General features: G+C 68.3%; 28 protein-coding genes. 15 read left to right on the top strand and 13 right to left on the bottom strand.

Annotated features, from left to right (window positions below; translation table 11 throughout):
• Nucleotides 1-131: 131 nt before the first annotated feature.
• The 6 genes from ABFX45_RS21650 (at nt 132) to ABFX45_RS21625 (ending at nt 5718) form a co-directional block, all read left to right on the top strand.
• A complete protein-coding gene (locus tag ABFX45_RS21650) occupies nt 132-392 on the top strand; it encodes a hypothetical protein (RefSeq protein WP_030467713.1) in 261 nt (86 codons plus the stop codon).
• Entirely contained in the window at nt 392-643 is a 252-nt protein-coding gene (locus tag ABFX45_RS21645; protein WP_109631884.1) for a hypothetical protein, read from the top strand. Before ABFX45_RS21650 ends, ABFX45_RS21645 begins: the two co-directional genes overlap by 1 nt.
• A complete protein-coding gene (locus ABFX45_RS21640) occupies nt 643-3459 on the top strand; it encodes an FtsK/SpoIIIE domain-containing protein (RefSeq protein WP_109631882.1) in 2817 nt (938 codons plus the stop codon). The genes ABFX45_RS21645 and ABFX45_RS21640 overlap by 1 nt, the downstream gene beginning before the upstream one ends.
• A complete protein-coding gene (locus ABFX45_RS21635) occupies nt 3459-3914 on the top strand; it encodes a hypothetical protein (protein ID WP_109631880.1) in 456 nt (151 codons plus the stop codon). Before ABFX45_RS21640 ends, ABFX45_RS21635 begins: the two co-directional genes overlap by 1 nt.
• Entirely contained in the window at nt 3915-4628 is a 714-nt protein-coding gene (locus ABFX45_RS21630; RefSeq protein WP_346131786.1) for a GNAT family N-acetyltransferase, read from the top strand.
• Nucleotides 4629-4710: 82 nt separating this feature from the next.
• Nucleotides 4711-5718: an NADP-dependent oxidoreductase gene (locus ABFX45_RS21625; protein WP_109631877.1), complete on the top strand. Its 1008-nt coding sequence runs from the start codon at nt 4711-4713 to the stop codon at nt 5716-5718.
• Between the two features lie 64 nt (nt 5719-5782).
• Here ABFX45_RS21625 and ABFX45_RS21620 read toward each other — a convergent pair whose 3' ends face one another.
• Nucleotides 5783-7345 carry an FAD-binding oxidoreductase gene (locus ABFX45_RS21620; RefSeq protein WP_346131785.1) on the bottom strand — a complete coding sequence of 521 codons (1563 nt, stop codon included), beginning with the start codon at nt 7343-7345 and terminating at the stop codon, nt 5783-5785.
• Here ABFX45_RS21620 and ABFX45_RS21615 point away from each other — a divergent pair.
• Both ABFX45_RS21615 and ABFX45_RS21610 read left to right on the top strand, forming a co-directional pair.
• The gene (locus tag ABFX45_RS21615; RefSeq protein ID WP_109631872.1) at nt 7344-7919 is read left to right on the top strand and encodes a TetR/AcrR family transcriptional regulator; all 576 of its coding nucleotides are present in this window, start codon (nt 7344-7346) and stop codon (nt 7917-7919) included. The two genes, ABFX45_RS21620 and ABFX45_RS21615, sit on opposite strands and share 2 nt — an antisense overlap.
• Complete coding sequence (locus ABFX45_RS21610; RefSeq protein WP_346131784.1) at nt 7916-9301, top strand: glycerol-3-phosphate dehydrogenase/oxidase; 1386 nt, start codon at nt 7916-7918, stop codon at nt 9299-9301. The genes ABFX45_RS21615 and ABFX45_RS21610 overlap by 4 nt, the downstream gene beginning before the upstream one ends.
• Nucleotides 9302-9372: 71 nt before the next feature.
• Here ABFX45_RS21610 and ABFX45_RS21605 read toward each other — a convergent pair whose 3' ends face one another.
• From ABFX45_RS21605 to ABFX45_RS21595, 3 genes are read right to left on the bottom strand one after another with little or no spacing between them, the layout of a single operon-like run.
• Nucleotides 9373-11052 carry a WXG100 family type VII secretion target gene (locus ABFX45_RS21605; RefSeq protein ID WP_346131783.1) on the bottom strand — a complete coding sequence of 560 codons (1680 nt, stop codon included), beginning with the start codon at nt 11050-11052 and terminating at the stop codon, nt 9373-9375.
• The gene (locus tag ABFX45_RS21600) at nt 11049-11357 is read right to left on the bottom strand and encodes a type VII secretion target (RefSeq protein ID WP_109631868.1); all 309 of its coding nucleotides are present in this window, start codon (nt 11355-11357) and stop codon (nt 11049-11051) included. The genes ABFX45_RS21605 and ABFX45_RS21600 overlap by 4 nt, the downstream gene beginning before the upstream one ends.
• A 25-nt stretch (nt 11358-11382) precedes the next feature.
• Nucleotides 11383-11835 carry a YbaB/EbfC family nucleoid-associated protein gene (locus tag ABFX45_RS21595; protein ID WP_109633140.1) on the bottom strand — a complete coding sequence of 151 codons (453 nt, stop codon included), beginning with the start codon at nt 11833-11835 and terminating at the stop codon, nt 11383-11385.
• Between the two features lie 129 nt (nt 11836-11964).
• On the opposite strand from ABFX45_RS21595, the gene ABFX45_RS21590 reads away from it, so the two are divergent.
• Entirely contained in the window at nt 11965-12873 is a 909-nt protein-coding gene (locus tag ABFX45_RS21590) for an ABC transporter ATP-binding protein (RefSeq protein ID WP_109631866.1), read from the top strand.
• Entirely contained in the window at nt 12870-14051 is a 1182-nt protein-coding gene (locus tag ABFX45_RS21585) for an ABC transporter permease (protein ID WP_346131782.1), read from the top strand. The genes ABFX45_RS21590 and ABFX45_RS21585 overlap by 4 nt, the downstream gene beginning before the upstream one ends.
• A 140-nt stretch (nt 14052-14191) precedes the next feature.
• Here ABFX45_RS21585 and ABFX45_RS21580 read toward each other — a convergent pair whose 3' ends face one another.
• Nucleotides 14192-14305 carry a hypothetical protein gene (locus tag ABFX45_RS21580; protein WP_346131781.1) on the bottom strand — a complete coding sequence of 38 codons (114 nt, stop codon included), beginning with the start codon at nt 14303-14305 and terminating at the stop codon, nt 14192-14194.
• A gap of 51 nt (nt 14306-14356) precedes the next feature.
• On the opposite strand from ABFX45_RS21580, the gene ABFX45_RS21575 reads away from it, so the two are divergent.
• Nucleotides 14357-14650 (top strand): hypothetical protein, encoded by a 294-nt coding sequence (locus ABFX45_RS21575; protein WP_346131780.1) that lies wholly within the window; start codon nt 14357-14359, stop codon nt 14648-14650.
• Here ABFX45_RS21575 and ABFX45_RS21570 read toward each other — a convergent pair.
• From ABFX45_RS21570 to ABFX45_RS21555, 4 genes are all read right to left on the bottom strand, one after another.
• Nucleotides 14647-15024 (bottom strand): hypothetical protein, encoded by a 378-nt coding sequence (locus ABFX45_RS21570; protein ID WP_146231403.1) that lies wholly within the window; start codon nt 15022-15024, stop codon nt 14647-14649. The genes ABFX45_RS21575 and ABFX45_RS21570 overlap by 4 nt on opposite strands.
• 77 nt (nt 15025-15101) lie before the next feature.
• Nucleotides 15102-16415: a citrate synthase gene (locus ABFX45_RS21565; RefSeq protein WP_109631858.1), complete on the bottom strand. Its 1314-nt coding sequence runs from the start codon at nt 16413-16415 to the stop codon at nt 15102-15104.
• A gap of 224 nt (nt 16416-16639) precedes the next feature.
• On the bottom strand, nt 16640-17572 hold the full coding sequence (locus ABFX45_RS21560) for a carbohydrate kinase family protein (RefSeq protein ID WP_346131779.1): 933 nt from the start codon (nt 17570-17572) through the stop codon (nt 16640-16642).
• The gene (locus ABFX45_RS21555; protein WP_109631854.1) at nt 17569-18153 is read right to left on the bottom strand and encodes a TetR/AcrR family transcriptional regulator; all 585 of its coding nucleotides are present in this window, start codon (nt 18151-18153) and stop codon (nt 17569-17571) included. The genes ABFX45_RS21560 and ABFX45_RS21555 overlap by 4 nt, the downstream gene beginning before the upstream one ends.
• 82 nt (nt 18154-18235) lie before the next feature.
• Here ABFX45_RS21555 and ABFX45_RS21550 point away from each other — a divergent pair, with 82 nt between their 5' ends.
• Nucleotides 18236-19375, top strand: coding sequence for an acyl-CoA dehydrogenase family protein (locus ABFX45_RS21550; protein WP_346131778.1), 1140 nt, complete (start codon nt 18236-18238; stop codon nt 19373-19375).
• A gap of 101 nt (nt 19376-19476) precedes the next feature.
• Here the strand turns inward: ABFX45_RS21550 and ABFX45_RS21545 are convergent, their stop codons facing one another.
• A complete protein-coding gene (locus ABFX45_RS21545) occupies nt 19477-20685 on the bottom strand; it encodes an amidohydrolase (RefSeq protein WP_346131777.1) in 1209 nt (402 codons plus the stop codon).
• A 34-nt stretch (nt 20686-20719) separates the two neighbouring features.
• Nucleotides 20720-21607, bottom strand: coding sequence for an aldose 1-epimerase family protein (locus tag ABFX45_RS21540; RefSeq protein ID WP_346131776.1), 888 nt, complete (start codon nt 21605-21607; stop codon nt 20720-20722).
• Between the two features lie 38 nt (nt 21608-21645).
• On the opposite strand from ABFX45_RS21540, the gene ABFX45_RS21535 reads away from it, so the two are divergent.
• Both ABFX45_RS21535 and ABFX45_RS21530 read left to right on the top strand, forming a co-directional pair.
• Nucleotides 21646-22422: an MBL fold metallo-hydrolase gene (locus tag ABFX45_RS21535; protein WP_346131775.1), complete on the top strand. Its 777-nt coding sequence runs from the start codon at nt 21646-21648 to the stop codon at nt 22420-22422.
• Complete coding sequence (locus tag ABFX45_RS21530; RefSeq protein WP_112228965.1) at nt 22419-23138, top strand: AAA family ATPase; 720 nt, start codon at nt 22419-22421, stop codon at nt 23136-23138. Before ABFX45_RS21535 ends, ABFX45_RS21530 begins: the two co-directional genes overlap by 4 nt.
• Before the next feature lie 7 nt (nt 23139-23145).
• Here ABFX45_RS21530 and ABFX45_RS21525 read toward each other — a convergent pair whose 3' ends face one another.
• Nucleotides 23146-24540: an APC family permease gene (locus tag ABFX45_RS21525; protein WP_109631840.1), complete on the bottom strand. Its 1395-nt coding sequence runs from the start codon at nt 24538-24540 to the stop codon at nt 23146-23148.
• 72 nt (nt 24541-24612) lie between these two features.
• Between ABFX45_RS21525 and ABFX45_RS21520 the strand changes: the two genes are divergently transcribed.
• Nucleotides 24613-25395 carry a hypothetical protein gene (locus ABFX45_RS21520; protein WP_346131774.1) on the top strand — a complete coding sequence of 261 codons (783 nt, stop codon included), beginning with the start codon at nt 24613-24615 and terminating at the stop codon, nt 25393-25395.
• Here ABFX45_RS21520 and ABFX45_RS21515 read toward each other — a convergent pair.
• Entirely contained in the window at nt 25379-26641 is a 1263-nt protein-coding gene (locus ABFX45_RS21515; RefSeq protein ID WP_233439181.1) for an MFS transporter, read from the bottom strand. The genes ABFX45_RS21520 and ABFX45_RS21515 overlap by 17 nt on opposite strands.
• Nucleotides 26642-26659: the final 18 nt, after the last annotated feature.

Raw genomic sequence — 26659 nt, 5'->3', positions numbered from 1 at the left:
AGGCCCGTTCGAGTGGATTCAGGCATCCACCCAGTTAGCCGATCTTCGGTCTCAACTGTGAAAATCTGGGCACAATCTCTACTGAGGGTGGTTGTACGACCGCCCTGTTCCGGGAGGGTTCGGGAGTCGACATGGCCAGCATCGAAGAGGTCCGTGCCGCAATTGCCCAGGCGATCGACAAGGCGAGCCAAAGCCAGTCGGCCCTCCAACAGGCGGCTGAGCTCGCCGAGGACGCGCAGCAGCTGCTGACATCGGTCACGCAGGGCTCCGTGCAGGCGGACGTCGAGACGACGAACGCCCAGTTCGCCCAGGTCGTGTCCGGCGTGAGCGAGCTGCAGAACTACCTCGGCGCGGGCATTTCCGGGGCCGAGGGCATCAACAGCAGGCTTTGATGGCATCCATCGCCGAGGTTCGCGCCGCGCTCGAGCAGGCGAGCGAGATCCTGCGTGAGGCGTACCGGAGTGTCCGCAGTGCGCAGGAGGGCCTCGACGAGGCGGTCGCGATCCTCGCCGAGTCGAGCGAGAACCACCACGAGTCGCTGCTTCCACCGGAGTTCGTGCGCGCAAAGGAAAGATTCCCCGATCAGCTGGAACTGATGGTGGGAACTCTAGAGCGCATCCAACGACTCACCGTGGAGCTGTGATGAGCAGGCGGGACGAGCGGCGACGGAGGATCGAGGAAGCCTTCGCGGAGTTCCAGCGCGCCGTTGCGGCCGCGCTGGGCTCCGTGGCGCGTGAGCACCGGGCACTCGCCACCGAGCACGCGAAGGACATGTTCGAGTTCACTGTGCGCGGCATGGGCGTCGACAAGGCGCTGCGCGACACCGCGCTGGCGAACGTGACACCGTTCCTGGTGGTCGACGAGAAGCGCGAGAGAAACCCGCGCCAGGCTCCGCTCTCGATGGCCCAGTTCGCCGAGCGGCTCGCCCAGATCAAGCACGACTGGCAGCAGTCGTACCACGAGTGGACCACGACCGGTCCCGACCAGCTGACGGCGCTGGTGAACTCGGTCGCCGCCGGGCCGGCGTCGTGGCCGCACGAGTCGTGGCTCGGCACGCCTGGCACGCACGACGGCAGCGAGGGCGTGCCGGAGCTGTGGCGGATCGGCACGGGCGTGGTGACGTCCGCGCCGGAGACGCAGCCGTTCCCGGTGGCGGTTCCGCTGCTGGACCAGGCGCACCTGCACATCTCGTCCACTTCGGACAGCCGTCAGCTCGCGGACACGCTGGTGGAGAACCTGTTGCTGCGGGTGCTGTCGCACTTCCAGCCGGGTCTCGTGCACGTCCACGTGTGGGACGTCGGCCAGCTGACCGGTTCGTTGCCGGGCCTCTACCCGTTGACCCGCGCCAACCTGCTGACGGTGCACGACCCGGCGCGGCTGCACGAGCTGCTGGACGAGCTGTCCGAGCACATCCGCCAGGTGCACACGAAGGTTCTGGTCGACGGGCACCTGACCGTTCGGTCGGTCAGCGGTGAGGGCAGGCGCACCGAGCCGTGGCGGATCGCCGTGTTGTTCGGCAACCGCAAGGCGTTGAAGGAAGAGCACCAGCAGCAGCTGCAACGCGTGGCGCGCAACGGTTTGGCGTGCGGGGTGCAGCTGTTCATCGTGGACATCCCGATCACGATCAACTCGCCGGTGGAGACCGTGTCGTTGCGCGGTGACGGCACCGCGACCTGCACGATGACCGGCAAGCACGTCACCGTGACGCTTGATCCGCCGCTGCCGCGGACCCTCGTGCCGCGCGCCTGCGCCGCCATCGCGGAGAAGCGCGAGGAGCGGCGGACGCGCATGAGCACCTTCGGCGATCTGCTGCCCGAACGGCCGTGGACCGAGAACTCCGCCGCTGGAGTCATTGCGCCCGTTGGCTTCGACGACGGTGAGCCGGTGTGCGTGCAACTCGGCGACACCTCGCCGCACGCGTTGATCGGTGGACCTTCGGGTTCAGGTAAGACGAACTTCCTCTACGCGATGCTCGGTTCGTTGTGTGCGCGGTACTCGCCGGACGAGCTGGAGCTGTACCTGCTGGACTTCAAGGAAGGCGTTTCGTTCGCGCAGTTCGCGCCGGGCCGCAAAGACCCGTCGTGGCTGCCGCACGCGCGCCTGGTCGGCGTGAACGTCAACACCGACCGCGAGTTCGGCGTGGCGCTGCTGAAGTTCCTGTCCGACGAGATGCGCCGGCGCGCGGACGCGGCCAAGCAGCACGAGGTCACGAAGCTGGAGCACCTGCGCGCGGAGGACCCGAACGGGCGCTGGCCGCGGATCGTCGCGGTGATCGACGAGTTCCAGTACCTCTTCGGCGAGCGCGACCAGGTCACCGCCGCCGCGACCCAGCTGCTGGAGGACGTGGCGCGGCGCGGTCGCTCGCAGGGCATCCACCTGGTGCTGTCGTCGCAGGACGTTTCGGGCATCGAGGGGTTCTGGGGCAAGTCGGCGATCTTCGAGCAGTTCACCGTCCGCATCGCCCTGCCCAAGGCCCGCCGGGTGCTGGCCGAGCCGCAGAACGACGCCGCCGTGGAGCTCCCCCGCTGGCACGCGGTGATCAACCACGAGTCGGGTGTGAAGCCGGGCAACGAGATCTGCCGCATCCCGGACTCGACGTCCAAGGGCACCATGGACTTCCTGCAGAACGAGCTGTGGCGCCGCGAGCCCGGCGAGGCCCCAGGCCTCTTCGACGGAAGCAAAGTTCCCTTTCTCGACGCACTGCCGGACTTCCTCGAACTGCGGCCGGGCGACGCTTCGCCTACCGTGCTGTTGGGACAGGTGATCGACGTCGCGGGCAGCGCGGCACGGGTGCGGTTCGCCCGAACCCCCGGCCGCAACATCGCGGTGATCGGCTCCGTGGTCCAGGACGCGGCCGCCGTGCTCGGCGGAGCGGCCGCGTCCCTGGGCAGGCAGCACGAGCCGTCCGAGGCGGCGTTCTCCCTGGCGTGCCTGGTCGACGAGGCCATGCCGGCGGCGTTGCATCTGGCGAAACGCCTGAGCGCCGACGGTCATGATGCTTCGGTGATCGGCATCGACGGCATCCGCGAGCTGCTGAACCGCACAGCGGCCCGCCTGCAGTCGCTGAACACGGGCACGTCCGACACGCCGCCGTCACCGCACTACCTGGTGCTCTACGGCGTGGACGCGGCACACACGTTGCTGGAGCAGAAAGATCCGGCAACGCGAACGTCCGGCCTGGACAGCCTGCGCACGGTTCTCAAGCACGGCCCGGAGAACCGCACCCACGTGCTGGGCTGGTGGCGAGGCGTCACGAGGCTCAAGGCGAGCCTCCCACCAGGCGTCTACGACGACATCGGCGCATGGGTGGCGTTCGACGTCCAGGGCAAGGAGCTGCTGTCGCTCGGACCGGAACAGGTGATGGCGTGGTCGCCCCGACCACGCCGAGGCCTGTTCTTCGACCGGTTCGAGCACTCGCGACCGCAGGTGATCATCCCGTTCGACACAGGAGAAGCGTGATGAACCCGATGATGACGACGATGTTCGAGTCGGTCCCGTCGCAGCGTCAGAGCGAGGAGGTGATCGAGGTGCCCGCCGTGCCGGAGAGCGTTTCAGCCGTGGAGCGCTACAAGGAGATCATCGCCATCGCCACCGACGCGGCAACCCGCCAGCGCAAGCTGGACGAGGTCCGCTGCGCCGAGCTGGCCGAGCGAATCGCCCAGACCCAGCACCAGATCGCCGAGGTCCGCGACCGCGAGCGGGTCGTCCGCATGGGTGCCGCCCTGCACTGGGAACAGGCCGTGGAGCAACTCTGGAACGAGCGCTGGCTCCAGATGGTCACGCCCCCGCTCCCGGACGAGTCCGTCCCGCCACGCCCGCAAGGCGAGTACAACCGGGCCATGGACCTCGCCTACCAGGCTCTCGAGGACTCCCTGGCCAAGCGAACCCTGTTGCGCCGCAAGCAGAAGGACTGAGTGCGCCGCTTACGCACCACCGCCGACATCCAGGACGCCTCCGCAGACCCTCTGATCCGCTGGGCGGCGCAGGCCCTGTCTTCCGGTGGCGCAGCCTGGGAACACCGCGGCGCGGTAGCCGTGCACGCCCCTTCACTGACCCGGCGCCGCCGCCTGGTCCTCGCCGGCCCACCGGAGGGCGTGGCCTCGTTGCTGGCCGCGCACGGCCGAGGCACGAACCTGCGCCCACTGATGGAACGCACGCTGGCCCAAGAGGTCGCTTCCCTGATGCCCACACCGTGGACGGAGGACAAGCCCTTCGGCTGGATGGACCGCACGGGCACGCTGGATCCCCCGCCCGACGTCCACTGGCTGTCCACAACAGACGGCGTGGAACCGCTGCTGCGCGTCGCCCTCCCCGAGTCCTGGGCCTGGCCGGGCGAACCAGGAGTCCGCCGCTGGGCCGGCGTCCACGCGAACGACACCCTCGTCGCCACGGCAGCCGAAGCGTGGTCCTCGACCGACGTCGGCTTCATGATGGGCGTGGCCGTCCACCCGTCCCACACAGGCCAGGGCCTGGGCCGGCGCGTCTGCCAGTTCGTGACGTCGTCCCTGCTCACCCTCTACGGCACGTGCGCGCTCTTCGTGGAGAACTACAACGCCCCGGCCATCGCCCTCTACCGCAAACTCGGCTTCGCCTATCGAGACCTCACCACTCTCCTTCCTGCGGTCTAGCTCACAATCCGGAACAGTCGAACCGCACAGCCGGTTGAAACGGATAACTGATCCGCAATTCCAGGATGGAGATGGTTCGATCATGACCAGCACCGCACTCGAGGTCCGGCTCGCGTCCCGCCCCAAGGGCTGGCCGACCGAGGACAACTTCGAGATCGCCGAGGTCGAGATCCCCACCCCGGGCGAAGGCCAGATCCTGGTGCGCAACGTGGTCATGAGCGTCGACCCGTACATGCGCGGCCGCATGAACGACGTGAAGTCGTACGTCCCCCCGTTCCAGGTGGGCAAGCCCCTGGAAGGCGGCGCCGTGGGCGAGGTGGTCGCCTCCAACGCCGAGGGCATCGCAGTGGGCGACAACGTCCTGCACGGCCTCGGCTGGCGCGAGTACGCCGTCCTGGACGCCGAGCACGCGGTGAAGGTCGATCCCGACGTCGCTCCCCTGGGCGCGTACCTCGGCGTCCTGGGCATGCCCGGCCTGACCGCCTACGCGGGCCTCCTGGTCACCGCCGAGTTCAAGGAGGGCGACACCGTCTTCGTGTCCGGCGCAGCAGGCGCCGTGGGTCAGATCGTGGGCCAGATCGCCCGCCTGAAGGGCGCCGCGCGCGTGATCGGCTCGGCGGGTTCCGCCGAGAAGGTCAAGTACCTGACCGAAGAGCTCGGCTTCGACGCCGCCTTCAACTACAAGGACGGGCCTGTCGCCGAGCAGCTCGCCGCAGCTGCCCCCAACGGCATCGACGTGTACTTCGACAACGTGGGCGGCGAGCACCTCGAGGCGGCCATCGACGTCCTGAACGTGAACGGCCGGATCACGATGTGCGGCGCGATCTCCCAGTACAACGAGGCCGAGAAGCCCGCAGGCCCGAGCAACATGATCCAGATCCTCGCGAAGCGGCTGACCCTGCGCGGAATGCTGGTGGGCGACCACAAGGCCCTGCAGCAGCAGTTCGTGTCCGAGGTCGGCGCCTGGATCGCCTCTGGCGAGCTCAAGTACAGCGAGACCGTCGTCGAGGGCGGCGTCCGCCAGGCCCCGTCCGCGTTCCTGGGCATGCTGCGCGGCGACAACAAGGGCAAGATGCTCGTCCAGTTCTGACCTGAGCGAACGCACGCGGGGACCTTTCGCACTGTCACACGGTGCGAAAGGTCCCCGCGTCGCGTCAGAGCAGCTTGCCGGGGTTGAGGATGCCGGTCGGGTCCAGCTGAGCCTTCACGGCTCGCAGCACGTCCACGCCGATCGGCCCGATCTCCTTCTCCAGCCAGGGCTGGTGGTCACGGCCCACCGCGTGGTGATGGGTGATGGTGCCCAGCCGGGAGATGGCATCCGAAGCAGCGAACTTGGCCCGCTCCCACTGCCCCACCGGGTCCGCGAGATCCCGTGGCACCAACACGGTGAAGTACAACGAGGCCCCGGTCTCGTAAGCGTGCGAGACATGGCACATCACCACGGGATCCCCCAACTCGGCGGTCAAAGCCGCCCGAACGGCGTCCCGCAACTCGGACACCCGAGACCAGTGCGTGGCGGTCTCCAGCGTCTCCACGCACACCCCTGCGTCCAGAAGCGCGTCCCGCTGCCGAGGTCCGTTGAACCGCCCGTGCAACCAGGCCACCCCCATGGCCCGCCCCAACCGCACGACCTTCTGCCCGCTCAACGCACTCATGGTCGCGGACCGGGACCGGCACTCCCACCCGAGAATCACCAGGCAGGGCTGCTTCACACCCCGGAACCGCAGATACTTCTTCAAGGTGGCGGCCTTCGGCCCGGCCAGCTCCAGGGCGACCTCGGTCTCATCCACATCGGACAGACGGGTGATGTCGGCCAGCACCCCGTCCTGAGCAAGAGAACGAACGAGATCGACCCCGGCCTCCCAGCCGTCGACCACGAACCCTTCGTACCGAGGCCCATAAGGCTTGGGCCGAACCCGCACAGAAACCTCGGTGATCACCCCGAACAGCCCTTCGCTGCCGAGCACGAGCTGCTTCAGATCCGGCCCAGCAGCAGAAGCGGGAGCAGCACCGACCACCCACTCCCCCACCGGCGTCGCCACCCGCAGTGACTCCACCATGTCCTCGAACCGCCCGTACCCGGAGGACGCCTGCCCCGCGGATCGAGTAGCCGCGAACCCACCGATGGTGGCCCGCTCGAACGACTGCGGCACGTGCCCGAGCGTGAACCCGTGCTCCCCCAGCAGCCGCTCGGCCTCGGGCCCGGTCATCCCGGCCTGCAGCACGGCGACCCGGGACACGGGGTCCACGGAAACCAGCGCCCCGAGGCCGGCCAGATCCAACGCCACCACCGCGGACTTCGACCCGCGCAGCGCCTCGACCCCGCCGACGACGGACGTCCCGCCACCGAACGGCACCACGGCAACGTCGTGCTCGACGCACACCTTCAGGACTTCGAGGACCTCGTCCGGCGTGGAGGGCTGCACAACGGCGTCGGGAACGGCCAGCGTGCCGTGGCCGCGGTGGCGCAGCAGATCCAGATAGGACAGGCCACCGGCACGTCCCAGCCGGTCGACCGGGTCGACGCTGATCCCGGCCACCGCCTCCAACGCCTCGAAGGCGTCGGTGGACAGCCCGGATTCCGGCGCCGACACCGGCACCTCCTCGAACGGCTCGCCCAGCCCGACCCGCTGACTCAGCCAGGCCAGCGCATGAGGCGGCAGCGGCACGGTCTCAGTGGTCCATCTCGCCCTGGTCACTGCTACAGTGTTACACATGACGTCTCAACGTCACACCCACGACGCGCTGCTCGACGCCACCCGTGAGTGTGTTCTTGAGGTGGGGGTACGCCGGACAACCCTCACCGACGTGGCAAAACGCGCCGGCGTGAGCCGAATGACGCTGTACCGCCGCTACCCGGACGTCGATCACCTGGTGCGGGCGTTGATGACCAGGGAGTTCGCCGCCCTGCTGGCCCAGGTCGAAGAGACCAGCGGCCGCGGCAACGCGCGCGAACAGCTGGTCAGCAGGGCTGTGGACGCGATCAGGGCGCTGTCGGGCAACCCGCTCATGCAACGCGTCCTCCAGCTCGACGCAGAGCTGATGCTGCCCTACCTCACCGAGCGGCTCGGCAGCACGCAACGGCTCGTCGAGCAGTTCCTCGTCGGCCAGATCGAGGCGGGACACCTCGACGGGTCGATCCGGTTCGGGGACGCCAAGACGCAGGCCCGCGTCGTGCTGCTGAGCACGCAGTCGATGGTCCTGTCCACGAAGCCCGCAACGTCCGGGCTCGACTTCACCTCGCTGCTGGACGAGCTCGCCAAGCAGCTGGACGGAGCGCTGCGACCGTGAACACGTCCCTGAACGCCATCCGCCGCGAGCAGGATCTCCAAGCTGCACAACAGGAAGTCGCCGATCTCCTCGTGATCGGCGGCGGGGTCACCGGCACGGGCGTCGCGCTCGACGCGGCGTCGCGCGGCCTCAAGACCGTGCTGCTGGAGGCGCACGACCTGGCGTTCGGGACGTCGCGCTGGTCCAGCAAGCTCGTCCACGGCGGCCTGCGCTACCTCGCGAAGGGCGACGTGAAGCTCGCCCACGAGAGCGCGGTCGAGCGCGGCATCCTGATGACCAGGACGGCACCGCACCTCATCCGCACGCTGCCGATGCTGTTCCCCTTGCACACCAACGCGAACCACTTCGTCATGGCGGGACTCAAGGCGGGCAACGCCCTGCGCATCGCCGCCGGCACCCCCGCCGGCGTGCTGCCCCGGCCGCGCCGCGTACCCGGGCACGAGGCCCTGGCGCTGGTGCCCGGCCTGAATCCGGACAAGCTCACCGGCGGACTCCTCAACTACGACGGCCAGCTCGTCGACGACGCCCGCCTGGTGGTCGCCCTCGCCCGCACCGCCGCCGGCTACGGCGCCCGCATCATCACCCGTGCGAAAGTCCTGACGCTGCAAGGCGATGGCGCCGAAGCCCAGGACACGCTCACCGGCACCACGTTCAGCGTCAGGGCCAGAGCGGTGATCAACGCGACGGGCGTCTGGGCGGGCACGCTCGCGCCGGTGCAGCTGCGCCCGTCCCGCGGCTCACACCTCGTCCTGGACGCGAAGTCCGTCGGCATCACGGGAACCGCGCTGACGATCCCGGTCCCCGGTGAACGCAACCGCTACGCACTCCTGCTGCCCCAGGCGAACGGCCGCGCGTACCTGGGCCTCACCGACGAGCCGGTCGACGAGATCCCGGACGTGCCGACGGTGCCGGAGTCCGATGTGGACTTCCTGCTCAAGACCGCTTCCCACGTCCTGCAACGGGAGCTCACGCGGGAAGACGTCATCGGCAGCTACGCCGGTCTGCGCCCGCTGCTCGAAGCCGAGGGCCAGACGGCGGACCTGTCCCGCCACCACGCCGTGCTCAAGGCCCAGAACGGCGTGATCACGATCGTGGGCGGCAAGCTCACGACCTACCGCAAGATGGCGGCGGACGCGGTCAACGCGACGAACCTGACGAAGATCCCGTGCCGCACCAAGGACATCCGCCTGGTCGACGACAAGCCGCACCCGACCACGCCGATCGCACCCGGCGTCACCGAGGCCGACGTCGTTCACGCGATCAAGCACGAAGGTGCGCTCGACATCGACGACATCCTCGACCGGCGCACCCGGATCGGCCTGGTGCCGGCTGATCGCGAGAAGGCGGCACCCGCGATCGCCGCACTCCTCGCCGCCGTGTGAAAGGGTGTCTGCAAGTACCGCCGACCTCGCGTTGGCAGTACTTGCAGACACCCTCAGCGCAAGGACTCAGCTCACTCGCCGATGACCGGCTTCGCGGCCTTGGGCGGGTCGACCAGGGCCTCGCCCTCGATCCGCACCTTCCGCTTGTGCTCGCTGTTGCCGCCCTGCTGACCACCGGCACCGGCGCCCATCGGAGCGCCACCCATCATGCCGCCGGCCGCACCACCGGGACCGCCACCGCTTGGACCGTGCGGAACGGCACCACCGGCAACACCACCACCGGCGCCACCAGCAGCCATGACACCGGCCGCGCCACCGAACTGCGTCGCCGCGGTGCCAGCGCCACCACCACCGGCCGGGCCGCCGAGGCCGGCCGGCATACCGCCACCGCCGCCACCCGTGCCGCCCATGCCCTTGGGGATGCCGCCGCCTCCACCACCACCGCCGCCACCGGCAGCCGCGGTCGCGGCGTGGTCAGTGGTGGTCGGGCGGTACCAGTCGGCGTTCGTCGTGGTCGGCGTGGCGCCGAACGACGGAGGCTTGGTCACGCCACCTGCCGTGGTCGTCGTGTCCGCCGGCTCCCAGTGACCGGGCACCCAGCGGCCGCCGGAACCGGAACCCGTTCCGGGCGGGGTGTAGCCGGGGCTGACCTGGCCGCCGGAACCGCCACCGGGAGCCCTGCCGCCCTGGTTGCCACCCTGCTGAGCGCCAGGAGGCGTGTAGATCGGGCGAACGGACGGACCCGCACCCGCGCCGGGGCCCTGGCCGTAGGGGCCCTCGTAGCCGGGCGAGCCACCGCCCTGCCAGCCCGGACGGACGTTGCTCAGGCCGTCCCCCGCGGTGTTCCTGCTGCCGGGACCCGAGCCGCCGGCACCGCTCGTGAACGTGCCGTTCGCGCCTTGATGGGCCCTGTCCTGCTGGTCGGCGCTGAGGCCGTCGAAGCCGCCGGAGGTCGGCCGGCTGACGCCACCGCCACCACCGCCGGCGCCCTTGTGCGCCAGCGCGGAGATCGCGTCGATGACCTGTTCGGCGACCTTGGCGATCTGCGAGACCTGCTTGATCAGGTTCATCAGCTTCTGCACGGAGCCGAGCAGCTTCTGCAGGAAGTCCGCCAGCTTCTTCGCGTAGTTGACCGCGGTGGTCACGATGTCCGCGATCGCGCCCGCGATGGCCGCGCCGAAGGTGAGGACCGATGCCGCCAGCCACTGGATGATCTTCATGACCATGTCGGCGACGGCCTGGCTGATCAGGTCCATGATCTGCTTGCGGACCGACGCGACGAGCTGGCCCGCACCCTCGACGGCCGCGGCGATGCCGTGGGTGGCCTTGGAGAGCGACTCGAGGCCGCCAGCGTGCTTCTGAGCGGCCGCGCGGTACCCGTCGGCGGCCCTGCCCTGCCATTCGCGGGTCTGCTGGACGCAGATGCGCTTGTACTCGGTCGCGATCTCCTGGACCTGCTGGCCGGCGGACCGGTAGGTCTGTGCCATCTTGGCGATGGACTCCGGGCTGCCCAGCAGCATGTCGAACGGCTCGCGCAGGAAGTCGACGTGCTGGATCGCCCAGCTGAAGCCGGCGGAGAGGAAGCCGCTCAGCGGGTTCGCGGACATGCCGACGATGCCCATCGCCGTGTTCGCGATGCCGAGGCCCCCGGCGACCCAGTCACCCCGCTCGATGGCGGAGTACGTGCTGGAGATGTTGTTGATCAGCTGCTGCGGGTCGGTGCCCTTGGCCTGCGTCGCTGGGGCGTTCATCCCCGGCCTCCCGTGAAGCCGAACATGTTGTCGAGGTCGACCTGCTCGTACTGCTCGACCGTCTCCTTGAGCCCGATCGCCATGTCCATCAGCGAGTTCGCCGCCTTCCCGAGCCCGTCCTGCCCGAGGCCGGCCTGCTGGAGCACGTACTGCGCCAGGAATCCGCAGAAGACGCCGAAGGCCTCGGTGGTGAGCGCGCCCGGATCGCACGTCTCGGTGGCCTTGCGCAACCGGTCGGTGAGCCGGTCCACGTTCGCGGCGTGGGTTCTCAGCTCATCGATGTCGATGTTGAAGTGCTGTTGCATCGCCTACCCCCTCCTGCTCCTGCACTCAGGCCATGACTTCGGGCGGGTTGGTGAAGTACTCGTCGTCGGGCCGCGTGTCCTTGCGCTCCAACTCCGACTTCGGTTCTTCCTCGTCGGTTCCGTCGCCCGCGTATCCGTTCGGCATCTGTGCCTTCACGAAGTCGAGCGCCGGGCTCTCGCCGACGAAGTCGCCCATGATCTGCACGACGCGGCCGGAGGCCTCACGCTGAGCCTTGGTGGAGGCGGCGAGCACCGCCGTGGCGATCTCGCTGGGGTCCATGCCGCGGGCCTCCGGCTTGATCTGCAGGTCGGTCAGCACGCCTGTCGCGTTGACCGTCACCGTGATCAGGCCGTCCGGCGAGCTGGCGCTTCCGCCCACACCACCGAGCTGGCCAACGGCCTGCTCGGCCTGCTGCTTCGCCTGCTCGATCTTGGCCCCGTACTGCTTGAGCCACTGATCGGGGTCAATGGGCTGCATGGTCACCCCCGTTGAGTGAATTGGTCGTTCGTTCGATTCGCCGTAGACGCCCGTATCGTTTCACTCGTTCCCTGCTCACCGATACTTTGAGTCCGATTACCGCCATCCGGGCTAACGAAGGGATGCACCGTGCCTGAGGGGGTGCTGGAGATCGACGCGATCTCCAAGCGCTACGGGGAGGTCGTCGCCCTGCGGGACATGTCTTTCGACGTGCACGCGGGCGAGCTCTTCGGGTTCGTCGGCAGCAACGGCGCCGGGAAGACCACGACCATGCGGATCGCGCTGGGCGTGCTCGCGGCCGACTCCGGCGAGGTGCGGTGGAACGGTAGAACCGTCGACCTCGACACCCGGCGCCGCATCGGCTACATGCCGGAGGAGCGCGGCCTCTACCCGCGGATGAGAGTGCTCGACCAGTTGGTCTACCTGGCCGAGCTGCACGGCATGAGCACCAACGAGGCCCACACCAGCGCGGAGAACTGGATCGCGCGTCTCGGCCTGCGCGACCGCCGCACGGACGAGGTGCAGCGCCTGAGCCTCGGCAACCAGCAGCGCGTGCAGCTCGCGGCCGCCCTGGTGCACGAGCCGGACGTCCTGGTGCTCGACGAGCCGTTCTCCGGCCTCGACCCGGTCGCGGTGGACGTGATGAGCCAGGTGCTGCGCGAGAAGGCTTCTTCCGGGGTGCCCGTCGTGTTCTCCAGCCACCAGCTCGACCTGGTGGAACGGCTGTGCGACCGGGTCGGCATCGTCAGCGCCGGGTCGATGGTCGCGAGCGGAACGGTCGACGAGCTCCGGTCCGGCGGGGAGTCGCGGCTGGTCGTCGAGTCGCCAACAACCGACTGGGCTGCCACGCTGGACGGTGTGCGGGTGATCGAGAAGAACGGGACGCGCTGCGTGCTGGAGCTCGCTTCGGGCGTCGACGACCAGTCCGTACTGCATGCCGCTCTCGCCGCGGGCCCGGTGTACGAGTTCTCACGTCAGCGCCCGACGCTGACGGAGCTGTTCCGCAACGTGGTGACCACCGAGGCGAGGAGCACATGACGTCGGCCCGAGCGGTCTCGTTGGTGGCACGGCGCGAGTTCGTCACGAAGGTGCGCACCCGCTCGTTCCTGATCGGCACCGCGGTGATCATCGCCGTGCTCGCCGGGTACGTCGTGCTGCAGTCGGTGCTCTTCGACGACCAGCAGCGCAGCGTCGTCGGTCTCTCCGGCCAGGCGACGCAGCTCGCGGATCCGTTGCGGGAGAAGGCGAAGTCGTTCGGCATCGAGGTCGAGACGCAGGACGTCACGACCGTGGACAGCGCCGAGCAGCAGGTCCGCGACGGCTCGCTGGACGCTCTGGTGACGGGCGCGCCACCGGCGTTGAAGATGATCGTCAAGGGCTCCGGCGACGAGGTGCTGACGACGGTGCTGAACGACGTGCTGCGCCAGCAGGTGCTCGTCGCCCAGCTCGCCGAGGCGGGCATCACCCCGCAGCAGGTCGCGCAGAACCTGGCGAACGTCAACGTCGACGTCACCGCGCTGGAACCCGTTGACCCGCAACGAGGTCAGCGCCTCGCGATCGGCCTGATCGTGGCCGCGCTGCTGTACTACTCGCTGCTGGTCTACGGCACGATGGTCGCGCAGGGCGTGGTCGAGGAGAAGTCCAGCCGGGTCGTCGAGATCCTGCTCGCGACCGTGCGGCCGTGGCAGTTGTTGCTGGGCAAGGTGATCGGGCTCGGCGCGGTCGGCCTGCTGCAGCTGCTGGTGATCTCCATGGTCGGGCTGGGGCTGTCGTCGGCGTTCGACGTGATCGACGTGGGTGCTCTCGGCGCGACGGCGCTGTTGACCGGCGTCCTGTGGTACCTGCTCGGCTTCTTCTTGTACGCCACGGTGTTCGCGGCCGCCGCGTCGCTGGTGTCGCGGCAGGAGGAGCTGCAGTCGGTGCTGACGCCCATCAGCATGACGATCATCGTGGCGTTCGTGGTGGGCATCAACCTGATGATCGGCAGCCCGTCCGGCACGACGGTCACCGTCCTGTCACTGCTGCCGCCGTTCGCCCCGATCCTGATGCCGGGCCGGATGGCGATGGGCGTGGCGACGACGTGGCAGGTGCTGCTGGCGATCGCGCTCGCGCTGGCGGCCATCGCGGCGATCACGTGGCTGGGCGGCAAGGTCTACGCGAACGCCGTGCTGCGGACCGGAGCTCGCGTGAAGCTCCGCGAGGCCCTCAAGATCTGACGGCCTGGTAGCGGTCGAGCGCCACCTGACGTTCGACCGCGTGGTCGACGACCGGTTCCAGCGTGTGCGGGTCCAGGGCGCCCTGATCAGTCCAGAGTGGACGTATCGGTGTCCGCGGGCTTGCGCCAGCCGTGGTCCAGTCAGGCGTTGCGGAACGGCGTGAAGACCTTGAACGGGGTGCCGTCCGCTTTGCGAACACGGCCCGGCGTGACGGCGCGGGGCGAGCCGGTGCGGACGAGTTCGATGTCCCCCAACGCCTCCTCGACAGCCTCATCGCGTTCGCCCCGTACGGCGCGCAGTCAGCGGTGACGTGGACGCTCTCCGACCCGATTTCCTTCGCGCTGCGCGGAACGATCTTCACCGGGTCGCCGTGCACGACCATCAGCCGGCCGCCCAGCTCGTCGTTCAATGCGCAGGCAGCGGTGCAGGAAAACGATTCGCGGCTGTCCGGAAGCTTTCAGCAACCTGTCGTCGAGAACGAACAATGCGAGCGCGCGAGGGAACCTTTCCGCAGCCGCGAGAATGGCTGGATGATCGGATGTCCGCAAAATCTCGGCAGAACCAGACGAGCGAGGCCGGAACTCACCACTCGACGCTAAAACGAACGGGGCGCGCCTGCATGACAGGCGCCCTGCACGGATGAAGCGCTGACTTCGAGGAGGATCAGCCGCACCATCTCACGGAGGCGGCTGAAGTAGTGGGCAGCGTACGGCCGATACCGGTCCGAGGCCGGATCAGCGAAGACCGGCACCACCCGGTGCAGTTCGTCGAGGAAGAGTGCGAGGTACACGATCATGTCCTCGTCAGCCTCACCATCGCGTTCGAGCCAGGCTTTGATCCAGCTCGTCGCACCTCCGTCGAGCAGGGTCATGACCACGCCCGCGACCTCGGCGCCGGCGGTCAACCCTCGCGGGTACCGCATCTTGTCGTGCTGCTCGTACAAACGAGCCACCTCAGCCCGCACGTCCGTCACGCACCACCCCAGAACACGCGAAAGGCGCGCCGCCCGTGGCGACGCGCCTTCAGCTTACGACCAGAATCAGCCCGCAATCAGCGGTTTTCCATCGCCACGAAGTCACGCTCGGTCGGGCCGGTGTAGATCTGCCGCGGACGACCGATCTTGGTGGCCGGGTCGTTGATCATCTCGCGCCAGTGCGCGATCCAGCCGGGGAGACGGCCGAGCGCGAACAGCACGGTGAAGAACTTCGTCGGGAAGCCCATCGCCCGGTAGATCAGACCCGTGTAGAAGTCCACGTTCGGGTAGAGCTTGCGGGAGATGAAGTACTCGTCGCTCAGAGCGGCCTCTTCCAGCTGCTTCGCGATGTCGAGCAGCTGGTCGTCGGCGCCGAGCTTGTTGAGGATCTCATCGGCCGTCTTCTTGATGATCGCGGCACGCGGGTCGTAGTTCTTGTAGACCCGGTGGCCGAAGCCCATCAGGCGGACGCCGTCCTCCTTGTTCTTGACCTTGTTGACGAACGACTTCACGTCGCCGCCGTCGGCCTTGATCTTCTCGAGCATCTCGAGCACCGCGCTGTTCGCGCCGCCGTGCAGCGGGCCGAACAGGGCGTTGATGCCCGCGGAGATGGACGCGAAGAGGTTCGCCTCGGACGAGCCGACCAGGCGCACGGTCGACGTGGAGCAGTTCTGCTCGTGGTCGGCGTGCAGGATGAACAGCAGGTCCAGAGCGCGGACCAGGTCCGGGTCGAGGTCGTAGGCCTCAGCCGGGAAGCCGAAGGTCATCCGCAGGAAGTTCTCCACCAGGCCAAGGGAGTTGTCCGGGTAGAGGAACGGCTGGCCGACCGACTTCTTGTACGCGTAGGCCGCGATGGTCGGCAGCTTGGCGAGCAGGCGGATCGTGGAGATCTCCACCTGGTTCGCGTCGAACGGCGACAGCGAGTCCTGGTAGAAGGTCGACAGGGCCGACACCGCGGAGGACAGCACCGGCATCGGGTGCGCGTCACGCGGGAAGCCGTCGAAGAAGCGCTTGAGGTCCTCGTGCAGCAGGGTGTGCCTGCTGATCTTCTGCGAGAAGTCCTCGAGCTGGGCGGCAGTGGGCAGCTCGCCGTAGATGAGCAGGTAGCTGACCTCGATGAAGTTCGAACGCTGGGCCAGCTGCTCGATCGGGTACCCGCGGTAACGCAGGATGCCCGCGTCACCGTCGATGTAGGTGATCTCGGAGGAGCAGGAGGCCGTGTTGACGAAGCCGGTGTCCAGGGTTACCAGACCGGTCGTCGACAGCAGTTTGCCGAGTTCGATGCCGGACGCGCCTTCGGTCGCCGGCACCACCTTCATCTCGAGCTCTCCGCCCCCGTGGCGCAGCGCGACGGTCTGGGTGTCGTTCGGCGCAGTCGTCGCGTCGGGCATTCAAGTCCCTCTCAACGCTCGGACGGGGTGGTGGCAGGTCGCACGGCCTGCCGTCGTCTCGGACCACCCCGTTGGGATCTGAGTCTTCTAAGTTCACTCACGCTAGTCGGCGGAAGGCCCGCCTCGCAGCAGCGGTGTGAACCGATTCTGTGAGATGGGACCGGCATCACATCCGTAATGCCAGTTTCTAGCGCGGCTCCTTCACGGTAGTCCGTTCCCCGGTTTTATCCAGCCAACGCAGCGGTGAGTTCGCTCGCAAAGGGCGGTTCGGCGCCCGCGCGGGAACATGTGATCGCGGCGGCTGCACCCGCGTAGGTCAATGCGGCGGTCCATTCATCGTCACCGAGTGCACGCACCTTCTCCGCGCTCAACGCGTTGTGGTCGTGCAGCCACGCGAGCAGGGAACCCTGCACGGTGTCACCGGCACCGATCGTGTCGACCACGTCGACCTTCACGGGCGGCACGTCGACCTGTCCCGTGGCGGTGATCACGGAGAGACCGTCACCACCCTTGGTGAGCACGACCGCCGCCGGTCCCTGTGAAATCCACGTCCTTGCGATCTCGATCACGTCGCCCTCTTCCGCGAGCCACCGGGCGTCCTCGACGGAGACCTTCAGCAGACCGACGTCGGGCAGCCACGAGCGGAACCGCGCCCGGTAGGCGCCCGGATCGTCGATGAGCCCCGCCCGGATGTTGGGGTCGAGCGCGGTGAGCAAGCGCTTGCTCTCGCGCCTGAGCACTTGCTCGTAGGTGGACGCGCCGGGCTCCAGGACGAGCGACAGCGTGCCGAACGAGACGGCCTTGGCCTCGGCGGGCAGCGGACCGGGGTCCTGCACGAGCCGGTCGGCGGTGCCCTCGACGTAGAACGAGTAGCGCGCGGAACCGTCCTCGGCGAGCCCGACGACGGCGAGCGTGGTGTTCTCCGGCCCGCGCTGGACCAGATCCGTCCGCACGTTGGACGCGTGCAGCCGCTTGATCAGCTGCTCACCGAAGTGGTCGTCCGACACCCGCGACAGGAAGCTCGTCGGCACGTCCAGCCGCCCGAGTGCGACGGCGACGTTGTACGGCCCGCCACCCAGCTTCGGCGCGAGCGGGGCGAGCTCGTCGTCCCCCACCGGCACCATGTCGACCAGTGCCTCACCAGCAACCACGATCACTTCTGGCTCCGTTCTCTCTGGAGCCCATCCAACAACAGTTCACCCAGCGCGGTGAACGCCTCGGCGTCCGAAACACCTGCCCGTTTCGTGAGGACACCCGTCTGGATGCTCTCGATGAGCAACCCGGCCATCTCGGCGAACAGCGTGGCGTGGACCTCGCGGAAGACGTGCGTCTGCACGCCGTCTTGGATGAACGCCTTGATGCGCTCGGCCGCAGCGCGCGCGTTGCGCTCATAGGTGGCGCGGGTGGGCGGGAAAGCGGACACGTCGGCGATGAACGCCGCCGAGGCCTTGTTGAGCTCCTCGGCAGCGCCCGCGAGGTAGCTGCCGATGCGTTTGCGCACGTCGTCGAGGCCCGCGATGCGCCTTTCGATGCGCTCGGCGGCACCCTTGAAGTAGCGGCCGACCACCCGCACGGCGAGCTGTTCCTTGCTGCCCGCGAGCGCGTACAGCGTCGATTTGGAGCAGCGCAGCCTGCCCGCGATGTCATCCAGTGTCAGATGACCGAACCCCTCGTTCAGAAAGAGGGTCTCCAACCGGGTGAGCAGCTCGGCCTGCCGCTGCGTGAGAGCCCGTGTCATGTGACGACCCTGCCACATTGACTGGCAGCTGTACTGCGGTACGTCCTACAGTACTGCTATCAGTACACACCGGAGGTCGACGATGCCCGCCGAGCGGCTGCTCCCCACCCAAGAGGCCGAGGACCTGATCGCGCTGGTCAGGGAGATCGCGCGGGACGAGCTGAAGCCACACGCCGCGGACGCCGAGGAGAACGAGAAGTTCCCCCGCGAGGCGTTCCGCCTGTTGGGCAGGGCCGGCCTGCTGGGTCTGCCGTACCGCGAGGAGTTCGGCGGCGGCGAGCAGCCCTACGAGGTGTACCTGCAGGCGCTCGAAGAGGTCGCCTCCGCGTGGATGACGGTCGCCGTGGGCCTCTCCGTGCACGTCATGTCGTGCTACGGCCTCGCCACCTTCGGCACCCGCGAACAGCAGGACCGCTGGCTCCCCGAGATGCTCGAGGGCGAGCTGCTCGGCGGCTACGCCCTGTCCGAGGTCCAGGCGGGCTCCGACCCGGCCGCCATGTCGACCCGCGCCGTCCGCAAGGGCTCCGAGTACGTCGTGAACGGCACCAAGGCGTGGATCACCCACGCCGGCGCCGCCGACTTCTACACCCTCATGGCCCGCACGTCCCCGGACGGCGGCCGCGGCATCTCCTGCTTCCTCGCACCGGGTCACGCACCTGGCCTGGAGGCGGCTCCCGCGGAACGCAAGATGGGCCTCACCGGCTCGATCACCGCGCAGCTGTCGTTCGACGACGTCCGCTTCGGCACCGACCGCCTGATCGGCAACGAGGGCGACGGCCTGAAGATCGCACTGTCCGCTTTGGACTCCGGCCGCCTCGGCATCGCCGCCTGCGCCGTCGGACTGGCCCAGGCCGCACTGGACGAGGCCGTGGCGTACGCCAAGACGCGCACCCAGTTCGGCCGTCCGATCATCGAGTTCCAGGGCCTCGAGTTCATGCTCGCCGACATGGCCGCCGCGGTCGAGTCGGCGCGTGCCACGTACATCTCGGCGGCTCGCCGTCGCGACCGCGGCCTGCCGTTCCGCCAGCAGGCGTCGATCGCCAAGCTCGTCGCCACCGATGCGGCGATGAAGGTGACGACCGACGCCGTGCAGGTGCTGGGCGGCGCGGGTTACACCCGCGACTTCCCGGTCGAGCGCTACATGCGCGAGGCCAAGGTCCTGCAGATCTTCGAGGGCACCAACCAGATCCAGCGCCTCGTGATCGGCCGCGGGCTCCGCTAGTGGTGTAGCCCGGAACGTTGCCGGGGAATTCGCGGTCAGACGGGTGCATCGTGGTGCCCTGCTGAGCGTGAATCACCTCGCCAACGTTCCGGGACGCGCCGCTAGCTCTCGCGGTAGAAGGGGTCGGCCACGACCCCTTCACCCTTGGCTTCGTTCCACGTGTAGACCTCGCGCCCTTGCACGTACACGTGCAGGGCCCGGCTCATCACGTCCAACGGGTCCCCGGACCAGATCACCACGTCGCCGTCGAGCCCGGGCTTCAACGCGCCGACGCGATCCTGCAACCCCATGATCCGCGCCGGGTTGACCGTGATCGACTTCAGCGCCACCTCGCTGTCGAGCCCCTCCTTGACCGCGAGGGTGGCCTGGTGCACGAGGAAGTGGATCGGCACCACGGGGTGGTCGGTGGTGATCGCCAGCTCGACCCCGGCGCGGGCGAGGATGCCGGGGTTGCGCAGCCCGCGGTTGCGCAGCTCCACTTTGGACCGTGAGGTGAACAGCGGCCCGATGATCACCGGGATCTGCTTCTCCGCGATGAGGTCCGCGATCAGGTGGCCTTCCGTGCCGTGGTTGAGGATCAGCTTGTAGCCGAACTCCTCCGACAGCCTGATGGCCGTGGCGATGTCATCCGCCCGGTGCGCGTGCTGGCACCACGGCAGCTCGCCCTGGAGCACCTTCCCGAGGATCTCCTGGGTGTTGTTGCGCTCGAAGGCTTTGCCGTCCTTCTCCGCTTCCGCCTTCTTGGCGAGGTAGTCCTGCGCCTTGGTGAGCTCGTCCCGGATGACCGCCGCAACCCCTTGGCGCGTCGACGGAAGCTTGCCCTTGTCCCCGTAGACCCGCTTCGGGTTCTCCCCCAGCGCGCTCTTCACGCTGACCGGCTCCTTGAGGAGCATCTCGTCGACGGTCCGCCCCCAGCACTTCACGGCCACCGTCTGCCCGCCGATCGGGTTGCCCGACCCCGGCTTGATCACCGCGGTGGTAACCCCGCCGCTCAGCGCGTCGGCAAAGCCCAGGTCAGCAGGGTTGATCGCGTCGAGCGCGCGCATGCGGGCGCCGACGGGATGCGTCATCTCGTTGGTGTCCTGGCCGGCCCAGCCCTCGGCCTCCTCGTGGACACCGATGTGGCCGTGCGCCTCGACGAAGCCGGGCAGCACCCAGGCCCCGTCGGCGTCGGCGACCTCAACCCCGTCCGGGATGTCGACGTCGGCACCAACCGCGACGATCTTCCCGTCCTGGATCAGGACAGTGCCGCCTTCGACGGGTTCGCCGTCGACGGGCACGACGTAGCCCCCGGTGATCGCGATGTTCATGGTTAGCAACGCTAACGGTTGTGCCCGCGTTTCGCTACGAGAGCGGCTTGATCCCCCACCGAGCACCCCAGGTTTCCCCAGGAGCCACCCAGATCAGGTCCACGCCGGAGTTCAGCGCGTCCGGCGGGCAGGTCATCGGCTCGATGGCCACGGCGCGCCCGCGCTGCGGGTAGGAGTCCGGCGTGTACACCTGCACCCACCGGAAGTCCGGGTCGGCCCACACCTCGACGCCACCGCTCTCCGCGACCAGGGAGTGGTGCACCAGCCCGTCCCGCGACGGCTCACACCCGCCGAACGGCGTGTCCAGCCGAACGCCGTTCAGCTCCCGCCCCTCGCGGAAGTCGAACTCGGTGCCCTCCACCGGCACGGCCGCCCCCGAGGGCACCATCCGGTCGGTGTCCAGCGGCAGCACGGTCGTGGCCGCCAGCGTCAGCGTGCACGAGTCGGTGGCGGCGTTGCCGGCACGCGGGTACGGATGCGTTCCCACCCCGAACGGCGTCGCCAGATCCCCGACGTTCTTCACCCCGTGCGTCACCGTCAGCCCGTTGTCGTCCAACGCGTACGACACGGTGACCCGCAAAGCCGCAGGCCATCCGGGCTGAGGCTCGATCAGGGTCTGCAACGACACCAACGACCCGGTGTGCTCCAGCACCGACCAGGGCCGCCGCCGGACCAGCCCGTGGATCGCGTTCCCCCGCGCCGGCTCCGTGACTTCGAGCTGCTGAACGACCCCGTCGAGCACCCAGGACGCCCCTGCGGTCCGGTTCGGCCACGGCACCAGCACGGCACCCGCGCTCATCGGCGGTTTCTCGTCGGGCCCGAATGTCTCCACATACGGAACGCCGTCCACCTCGAACGACCGCAGACCCGCGCCTACAGTCGTGATCACGGCGGTGGCACCCTCGTACGAGATCCCCAACATGAGGCTGAAGCCTACGGGGCCAGCGGAAGGACTTGCCGATGAAGGTTCATCACCTCAACTGCGGCACCATGCGGCCACCCCTGGTCGCGGGCGGCATCGTGGCGCACTGCCTGCTGATCGAGACCGACGAGGGTCTCGTGCTGGTCGACACCGGCTTCGGCACGAACGAGGTGACCAACCCGAAAGCCACGCTCGACGGTCTGAGCCGCACACTGCTCAAGCCGTTGCTCGACATCAACGAGACGGCGATCTTCCAGGTCGAGAAGCGCGGGTACGGCGCGGAGGACGTCCGGCACATCCTGCTCACCCACCTCGACCTGGACCACGCCGGCGGCCTGCGCGACTTCCCGAACGCCACGGTCCACGTGCTGGACACCGAGCTGGAGGCCGCGACCAACCCCAGGAACGCCAAGGAACGGGCGCGGTACCCGAAGCTCCAGCGCGAGGGCGTCACCTTCGAGACGCACAAGGCAGAGGGCGAGGACTGGTTCGGGTTCGAGGCCGTCAAGAACATCCCCGGCCTGCCGGAGGACATCCTCATGGTGCCGCTGATCGGACACACCCGCGGGCACACCGGCATCGCGGTGAAGAGCGACGACGGCTGGCTGCTGCACGCCGGTGACGCGTACTTCTACCGCGGCGAGGTCGAGACGCCGCCGAGCAACATCTTCGCGCTCAAGCTCACCGCCAAGCAGACCGAGACGATCCGCGAGCAGCGTCTGTCCAATGTGGAGCGACTCAGGGAGCTCAAGGCCAACGACGAGATCGAGGTGTTCTGCGCCCACGACCCGGTCGAGCTGGCCAGGCTGGCATGACGTTCATCCGCCAGATCCGCCTCGACGAGCAGCATGACACGCACCGGTACCCGTTCACGCTGCCGGTCGTGCGGCACCTGGTCGAGAACCCGATCGAGCTGACGAGGCCCGTCACGTTCCTGGTCGGCGACAACGGTGCGGGCAAGTCGACGCTCGTCGAGGCGATCGCGGTGGCGGCGGGGTTCAACGCGGAGGGCGGCTCGCAGTCGTTCCGCTTCGCGACCAGGGCGACCGAGTCGTCACTGGGCGACTTCCTGACCCTGAGCTGGGGCACCAGGAAACCCCGCACGGGCTACTTCCTGCGCGCCGAGTCGTTCTACAACGTCGCCACCGAGATCGAGCGGATCGGTGAGGGGATTCTGGCTTCGTACGGCGGGAAGTCGTTGCACGAGCGGTCGCACGGCGAGAGCTTCATGGACCTGATGACGCACCGGTTCGGCGGGCGCGGGCTCTACGTGCTGGACGAGCCGGAGGCCGCGCTGTCCGTCAAGGGCTGCCTGACCGTGTTGCGACGGATGCACGAGCTCGTCGAAGAGGGCTCGCAGTTCATCATCGCCACGCACTCGCCGATCCTGCTCGCGGCACCCGGCGCCACGATCCTGGAGATCACGGACGGCGTCATCGACGAGGTCTCCTACGACACGGCGGAACCGGTCGCGCTCACCCGCAACTTCCTGGGTGAGCCCGACCGGTTCCTGAGGTACCTGCTGGACTGAGAAGGCCCTACTTCGTCAGGTTCTCCGGGTGAATCTCGTGCTTTCCGGTCAGCACGCGGTTGATCACCCACAGCACCAGACCGGCGAGCAGCAGCCAGCCCGCGATCACGTAGTCGTCCCACGGGCGGCCGGACAGCACCGGCATCGCGAGGTACGCGCAGGTGATCGCGCCGAGCACCGGAGCCCACGTCGGGGCGCGGAAGTGCTTGTGCTCGGACTTCTCCCGGCGCAGCACGAGACACGCGACGTTGACGATGGTGAAGACGATCAGCAGCAGCAACGACGTCGTGCCGCCGAGCTTGCCGATGTCCGCGGTGGACACCAGGATCACCGCGACGCCGGTCGTGAAGACGATCGAGATCCACGGCGTGCGGCGGAACGGGTGCACGGTGCCGAAGAACCTCGGGATGATCCGCTCGTTCGCCATGCCGTACAGCAACCGGCTGGCCATCAGCATGTTGATCAGCGCCGAGTTGATGACGGCCAGCAGGCCGATCAACGCGAAGACCCACAGCGGGAAGCCGGGCGCGCCGACGGTGACGACCCGCAGCAACGCGCTGCTGCCCGCCTTGGCCAGCTCGTCGGCCGGGATCAGCAACGACGACGTGATCGCCACCAGCACGTAGATCGTCGCCGCGATGCCCATGCCCCAGAGCATCGCCTTCGGGAAGATGCGCACCGGGTCACGGCACTCCTCCGCCATGTTCACCGAGTCCTCGAAGCCGACCATCGCGAAGAACGCGAGTGCCGTCGCCGAGGTGATCGCGAGCATCACGGTGCTGCCTTCTGGAACGTCGATCTGGGTGAGCCTGCCGGGTTCACCGTCGCCGACCGCGATCGCGTACGCGCCGATCAAGATGATGATCACCAGGCCGGACAGCTCGATGCAGGTGAGCACGACGTTGGTCTTGACCGACTCGGACACGCCGCGGAAGTTGATCACCGCCAGAGCCGAGATGAAGATGATCGCGATGCCGGTGATCACCAGCGACTCCGGCCGGATCGCGACGTCGAAGAACTCGATGAGCAGCTGCCGCAGATAGGTGCGGCCGAAGGCGAGTGCCGCCGAGGACGCCGACGTGATGCCGGAACACATCACCGCGAACGCGACCATGAACGTCAAGAAGTGGATCTTGAACGCTTTGTTGGTGTAGAGGGCCGCACCGGCGGCTCTGGGGTACTTCCCGACGAGCTCGAGGTAGCTGAACGCGGTCAGGAACGCCACCACGAACGCGAGCAGGAAGGGCAGCCAGAGCGCGCCGCCGATCTTGCCGGCGACGTTGCCCGTGAGCGCGTAGATGCCGGTACCGAGGATGTCGCCGACGACGAAGAACAACAGGAGCTTCGGGCCGATCGCCCGTTTCAGTTCCGGTTGCTCCGTTTGTGGAGTCGCTTCAGCCATGCCCCGAGATTGTGCCCGTTTGGCCTGGACACCAGCGTGAACGGGCGTCTACCTCACCCATATGGTGTAACAATGAAACGCACGGCAACTCTGCTCGTCGCCGCCATCGCGCTGACCGCCTGCACCTCGGAACCACCTCCGGCCGGATCGGTCCAACACCCCGATGTGAAGAGCCTCGTCGCCGCGGTCTCCAAGGCGGCCAATGAGAAGAAGACCTACCGTTTCACCATCGCGCCACCGACCACGGGCGGTGTCACGGCCCCGGCGAACGGCGCGGTCCGCCTCGGTGACGTCCCCGGCATCGACGCGACCACCAAGCGTCCTGTCCAGACCGGAGGCGCGGAGCAGGAACTGCGGTTCGTCTCGACCACAAAGGACACGGCGTTCGTGAAACTGCCTCAGGTGTTCGGTCTGCCGCAGGACAAGCCGTGGGTGAAGCTCGACCGCAAGGACACCGACGACTTCACCAACACCATGCTCGGCTTCCACGACGTGATCTACCAGCAGGCCGTCTTCACGACGTACCACCTGCCGGTGATCGGCGCGGGTGGCGAGCTGAAGCTGACCGCGCAGACCGGCGACCGCACCCGCTACTCGATCGCCGTCGACTACCGGAAGGCCTACGACACCCTCACCGACGAGAACCTGCGCAACGAGGTCAAGCTCGCTCTCGACCAGGGCGTCACGGGCTCGGTCGGCGAGGTCGAGCTGGACGGCGGCGGCCTGCCGATCCGCATCAAGTTCTCCACCCAGTTCCAGAACGCGCTGATCGTCGACGAGGCGCGCTTCACCGACTGGGGCACCGAAGTGCAGATCGCCGAGCCCGCCGCGAACGAGATCAGCCGGCGGAACTGAGGCGGTAGCGCCAGATCGCCGGCAGCAACACCACGGCGAGCACCGTCGCCACGATCACCAGAACCCCACCCGCGGTCACCGCCGCCGCCGTGCCGAACGCGGCACCACCCGTGCCGTGCAACAGGTCCGCGATGCGCGGCCCACCCGCCACGACGACGATGAAGACCCCTTGCATCCGCCCGCGCATCTCGTCCGTCGCGGCCGACTGCAGGATCGCGCCGCGGAACGCCATCGACACCATGTCCGCGGCTCCGGCCAGCGCCAGGAACGCCGCGGCGACCCACAGCGACCCCGCCAGCCCGAAGCCCATGATCGCGACACCCCAGGCGACCACGGCCAGCGCCACCGCGACCCCGTGCCTGCTGACCTTCGAGACCCACCCGGACGTGAGCCCGCACAGCACCGCGCCGACCGGAATCGCCGCGAACAGCACGCCCAGCGCGAACCCGCCGCCGGGCGGGTCACCGAATGTGTGCTGGGCCATCTCCGGGAACAGCGCCCGCGGCATGCCGAACACCATGGCGATGATGTCCAGCAACATGCTCGCCAGCAGCACCTTCTGCGCCCACAGGTAGACGAACCCGTCGAGCACGTCCCTGAGCCCCGCACGCCGCACGGTCCCGTTCAACGGCGGCATCGGCGGCAACATCCAGACCGCGTAGACCGTGGCCACGAGCGCGATCGCGTCCACCAGGTACAACGTGGACAACCCGACAACGGGCATCAACGCCCCCGCGAGCAACGGCCCGAGCACCGCGCCGAACTGCATGACCGTCGACCCCAGCGCACCCGCGGACGGCAACAGCTCAGCCGGCACCAGCCGCGCGATCGACGCCTGCCGCGCCGGCGCGTTGGCCGCGAAGAACACCTGCTGCAGCCCGAGCAACGCGATCACGAGCCACACCGAACCGACGTTCAGCGCCGCCTGCGCCCACAGCAGCACCGACGACACGGCGATGCCGGTGTTGGTGACGAGCAGCAGCTTGCGCCGGTCGACCGTGTCCGCGATCGCTCCGCCCCACAGTCCGAAGACCAGCAGCGGAACCAGCGCGACACCGGCGGCGACCCCCACCCACGCGGACGACCCGGTGAGGTCGTAGACCTGCTTGGGCACGGCGACGGCGGTGAGCTGGGAGCCCACCGCCGTGACGATCGTGGACAGCCACAACCGGCGATAAGCGACGATCTTCAACGGCCGGGTGTCGATCACGAACGTCGAGCGCGCACTTCTCCCCAGGGTGGCCACTTCGTTAGCTTATGACAA

The sequence above is a fragment of the Lentzea roselyniae genome (assembly GCF_039537795.1).
GTDB classification, from domain to species: domain Bacteria; phylum Actinomycetota; class Actinomycetes; order Mycobacteriales; family Pseudonocardiaceae; genus Lentzea; species Lentzea atacamensis.
This window is presented reverse-complemented; position numbering and strand designations above follow the sequence as displayed.

Bases quoted from the DNA above. Each gene is read 5' to 3' on its own strand.
- ABFX45_RS21620 (WP_346131785.1), bottom strand. From the start codon at position 7,345: ATGTGTAACACTGTAGCAGTGACCAGGGCGAGATGGACCACTGAGACC.
- ABFX45_RS21535 (WP_346131775.1), top strand. From the start codon at position 21,646: ATGAAGGTTCATCACCTCAACTGCGGCACCATGCGGCCACCCCTGGTC.
- ABFX45_RS21635 (WP_109631880.1), top strand. From the start codon at position 3,459: ATGAACCCGATGATGACGACGATGTTCGAGTCGGTCCCGTCGCAGCGT.
- ABFX45_RS21615 (WP_109631872.1), top strand. From the start codon at position 7,344: ATGACGTCTCAACGTCACACCCACGACGCGCTGCTCGACGCCACCCGT.
- ABFX45_RS21540 (WP_346131776.1), bottom strand. From the start codon at position 21,607: ATGTTGGGGATCTCGTACGAGGGTGCCACCGCCGTGATCACGACTGTA.
- ABFX45_RS21525 (WP_109631840.1), bottom strand. From the start codon at position 24,540: ATGGCTGAAGCGACTCCACAAACGGAGCAACCGGAACTGAAACGGGCG.
- ABFX45_RS21650 (WP_030467713.1), top strand. From the start codon at position 132: ATGGCCAGCATCGAAGAGGTCCGTGCCGCAATTGCCCAGGCGATCGAC.
- ABFX45_RS21640 (WP_109631882.1), top strand. From the start codon at position 643: ATGAGCAGGCGGGACGAGCGGCGACGGAGGATCGAGGAAGCCTTCGCG.
- ABFX45_RS21645 (WP_109631884.1), top strand. From the start codon at position 392: ATGGCATCCATCGCCGAGGTTCGCGCCGCGCTCGAGCAGGCGAGCGAG.
- ABFX45_RS21555 (WP_109631854.1), bottom strand. From the start codon at position 18,153: ATGACACGGGCTCTCACGCAGCGGCAGGCCGAGCTGCTCACCCGGTTG.
- ABFX45_RS21605 (WP_346131783.1), bottom strand. From the start codon at position 11,052: ATGAACGCCCCAGCGACGCAGGCCAAGGGCACCGACCCGCAGCAGCTG.
- ABFX45_RS21530 (WP_112228965.1), top strand. From the start codon at position 22,419: ATGACGTTCATCCGCCAGATCCGCCTCGACGAGCAGCATGACACGCAC.
- ABFX45_RS21625 (WP_109631877.1), top strand. From the start codon at position 4,711: ATGACCAGCACCGCACTCGAGGTCCGGCTCGCGTCCCGCCCCAAGGGC.
- ABFX45_RS21585 (WP_346131782.1), top strand. From the start codon at position 12,870: ATGACGTCGGCCCGAGCGGTCTCGTTGGTGGCACGGCGCGAGTTCGTC.
- ABFX45_RS21545 (WP_346131777.1), bottom strand. From the start codon at position 20,685: ATGAACATCGCGATCACCGGGGGCTACGTCGTGCCCGTCGACGGCGAA.
- ABFX45_RS21520 (WP_346131774.1), top strand. From the start codon at position 24,613: ATGAAACGCACGGCAACTCTGCTCGTCGCCGCCATCGCGCTGACCGCC.
- ABFX45_RS21595 (WP_109633140.1), bottom strand. From the start codon at position 11,835: ATGCAGCCCATTGACCCCGATCAGTGGCTCAAGCAGTACGGGGCCAAG.
- ABFX45_RS21600 (WP_109631868.1), bottom strand. From the start codon at position 11,357: ATGCAACAGCACTTCAACATCGACATCGATGAGCTGAGAACCCACGCC.
- ABFX45_RS21565 (WP_109631858.1), bottom strand. From the start codon at position 16,415: ATGCCCGACGCGACGACTGCGCCGAACGACACCCAGACCGTCGCGCTG.
- ABFX45_RS21550 (WP_346131778.1), top strand. From the start codon at position 18,236: ATGCCCGCCGAGCGGCTGCTCCCCACCCAAGAGGCCGAGGACCTGATC.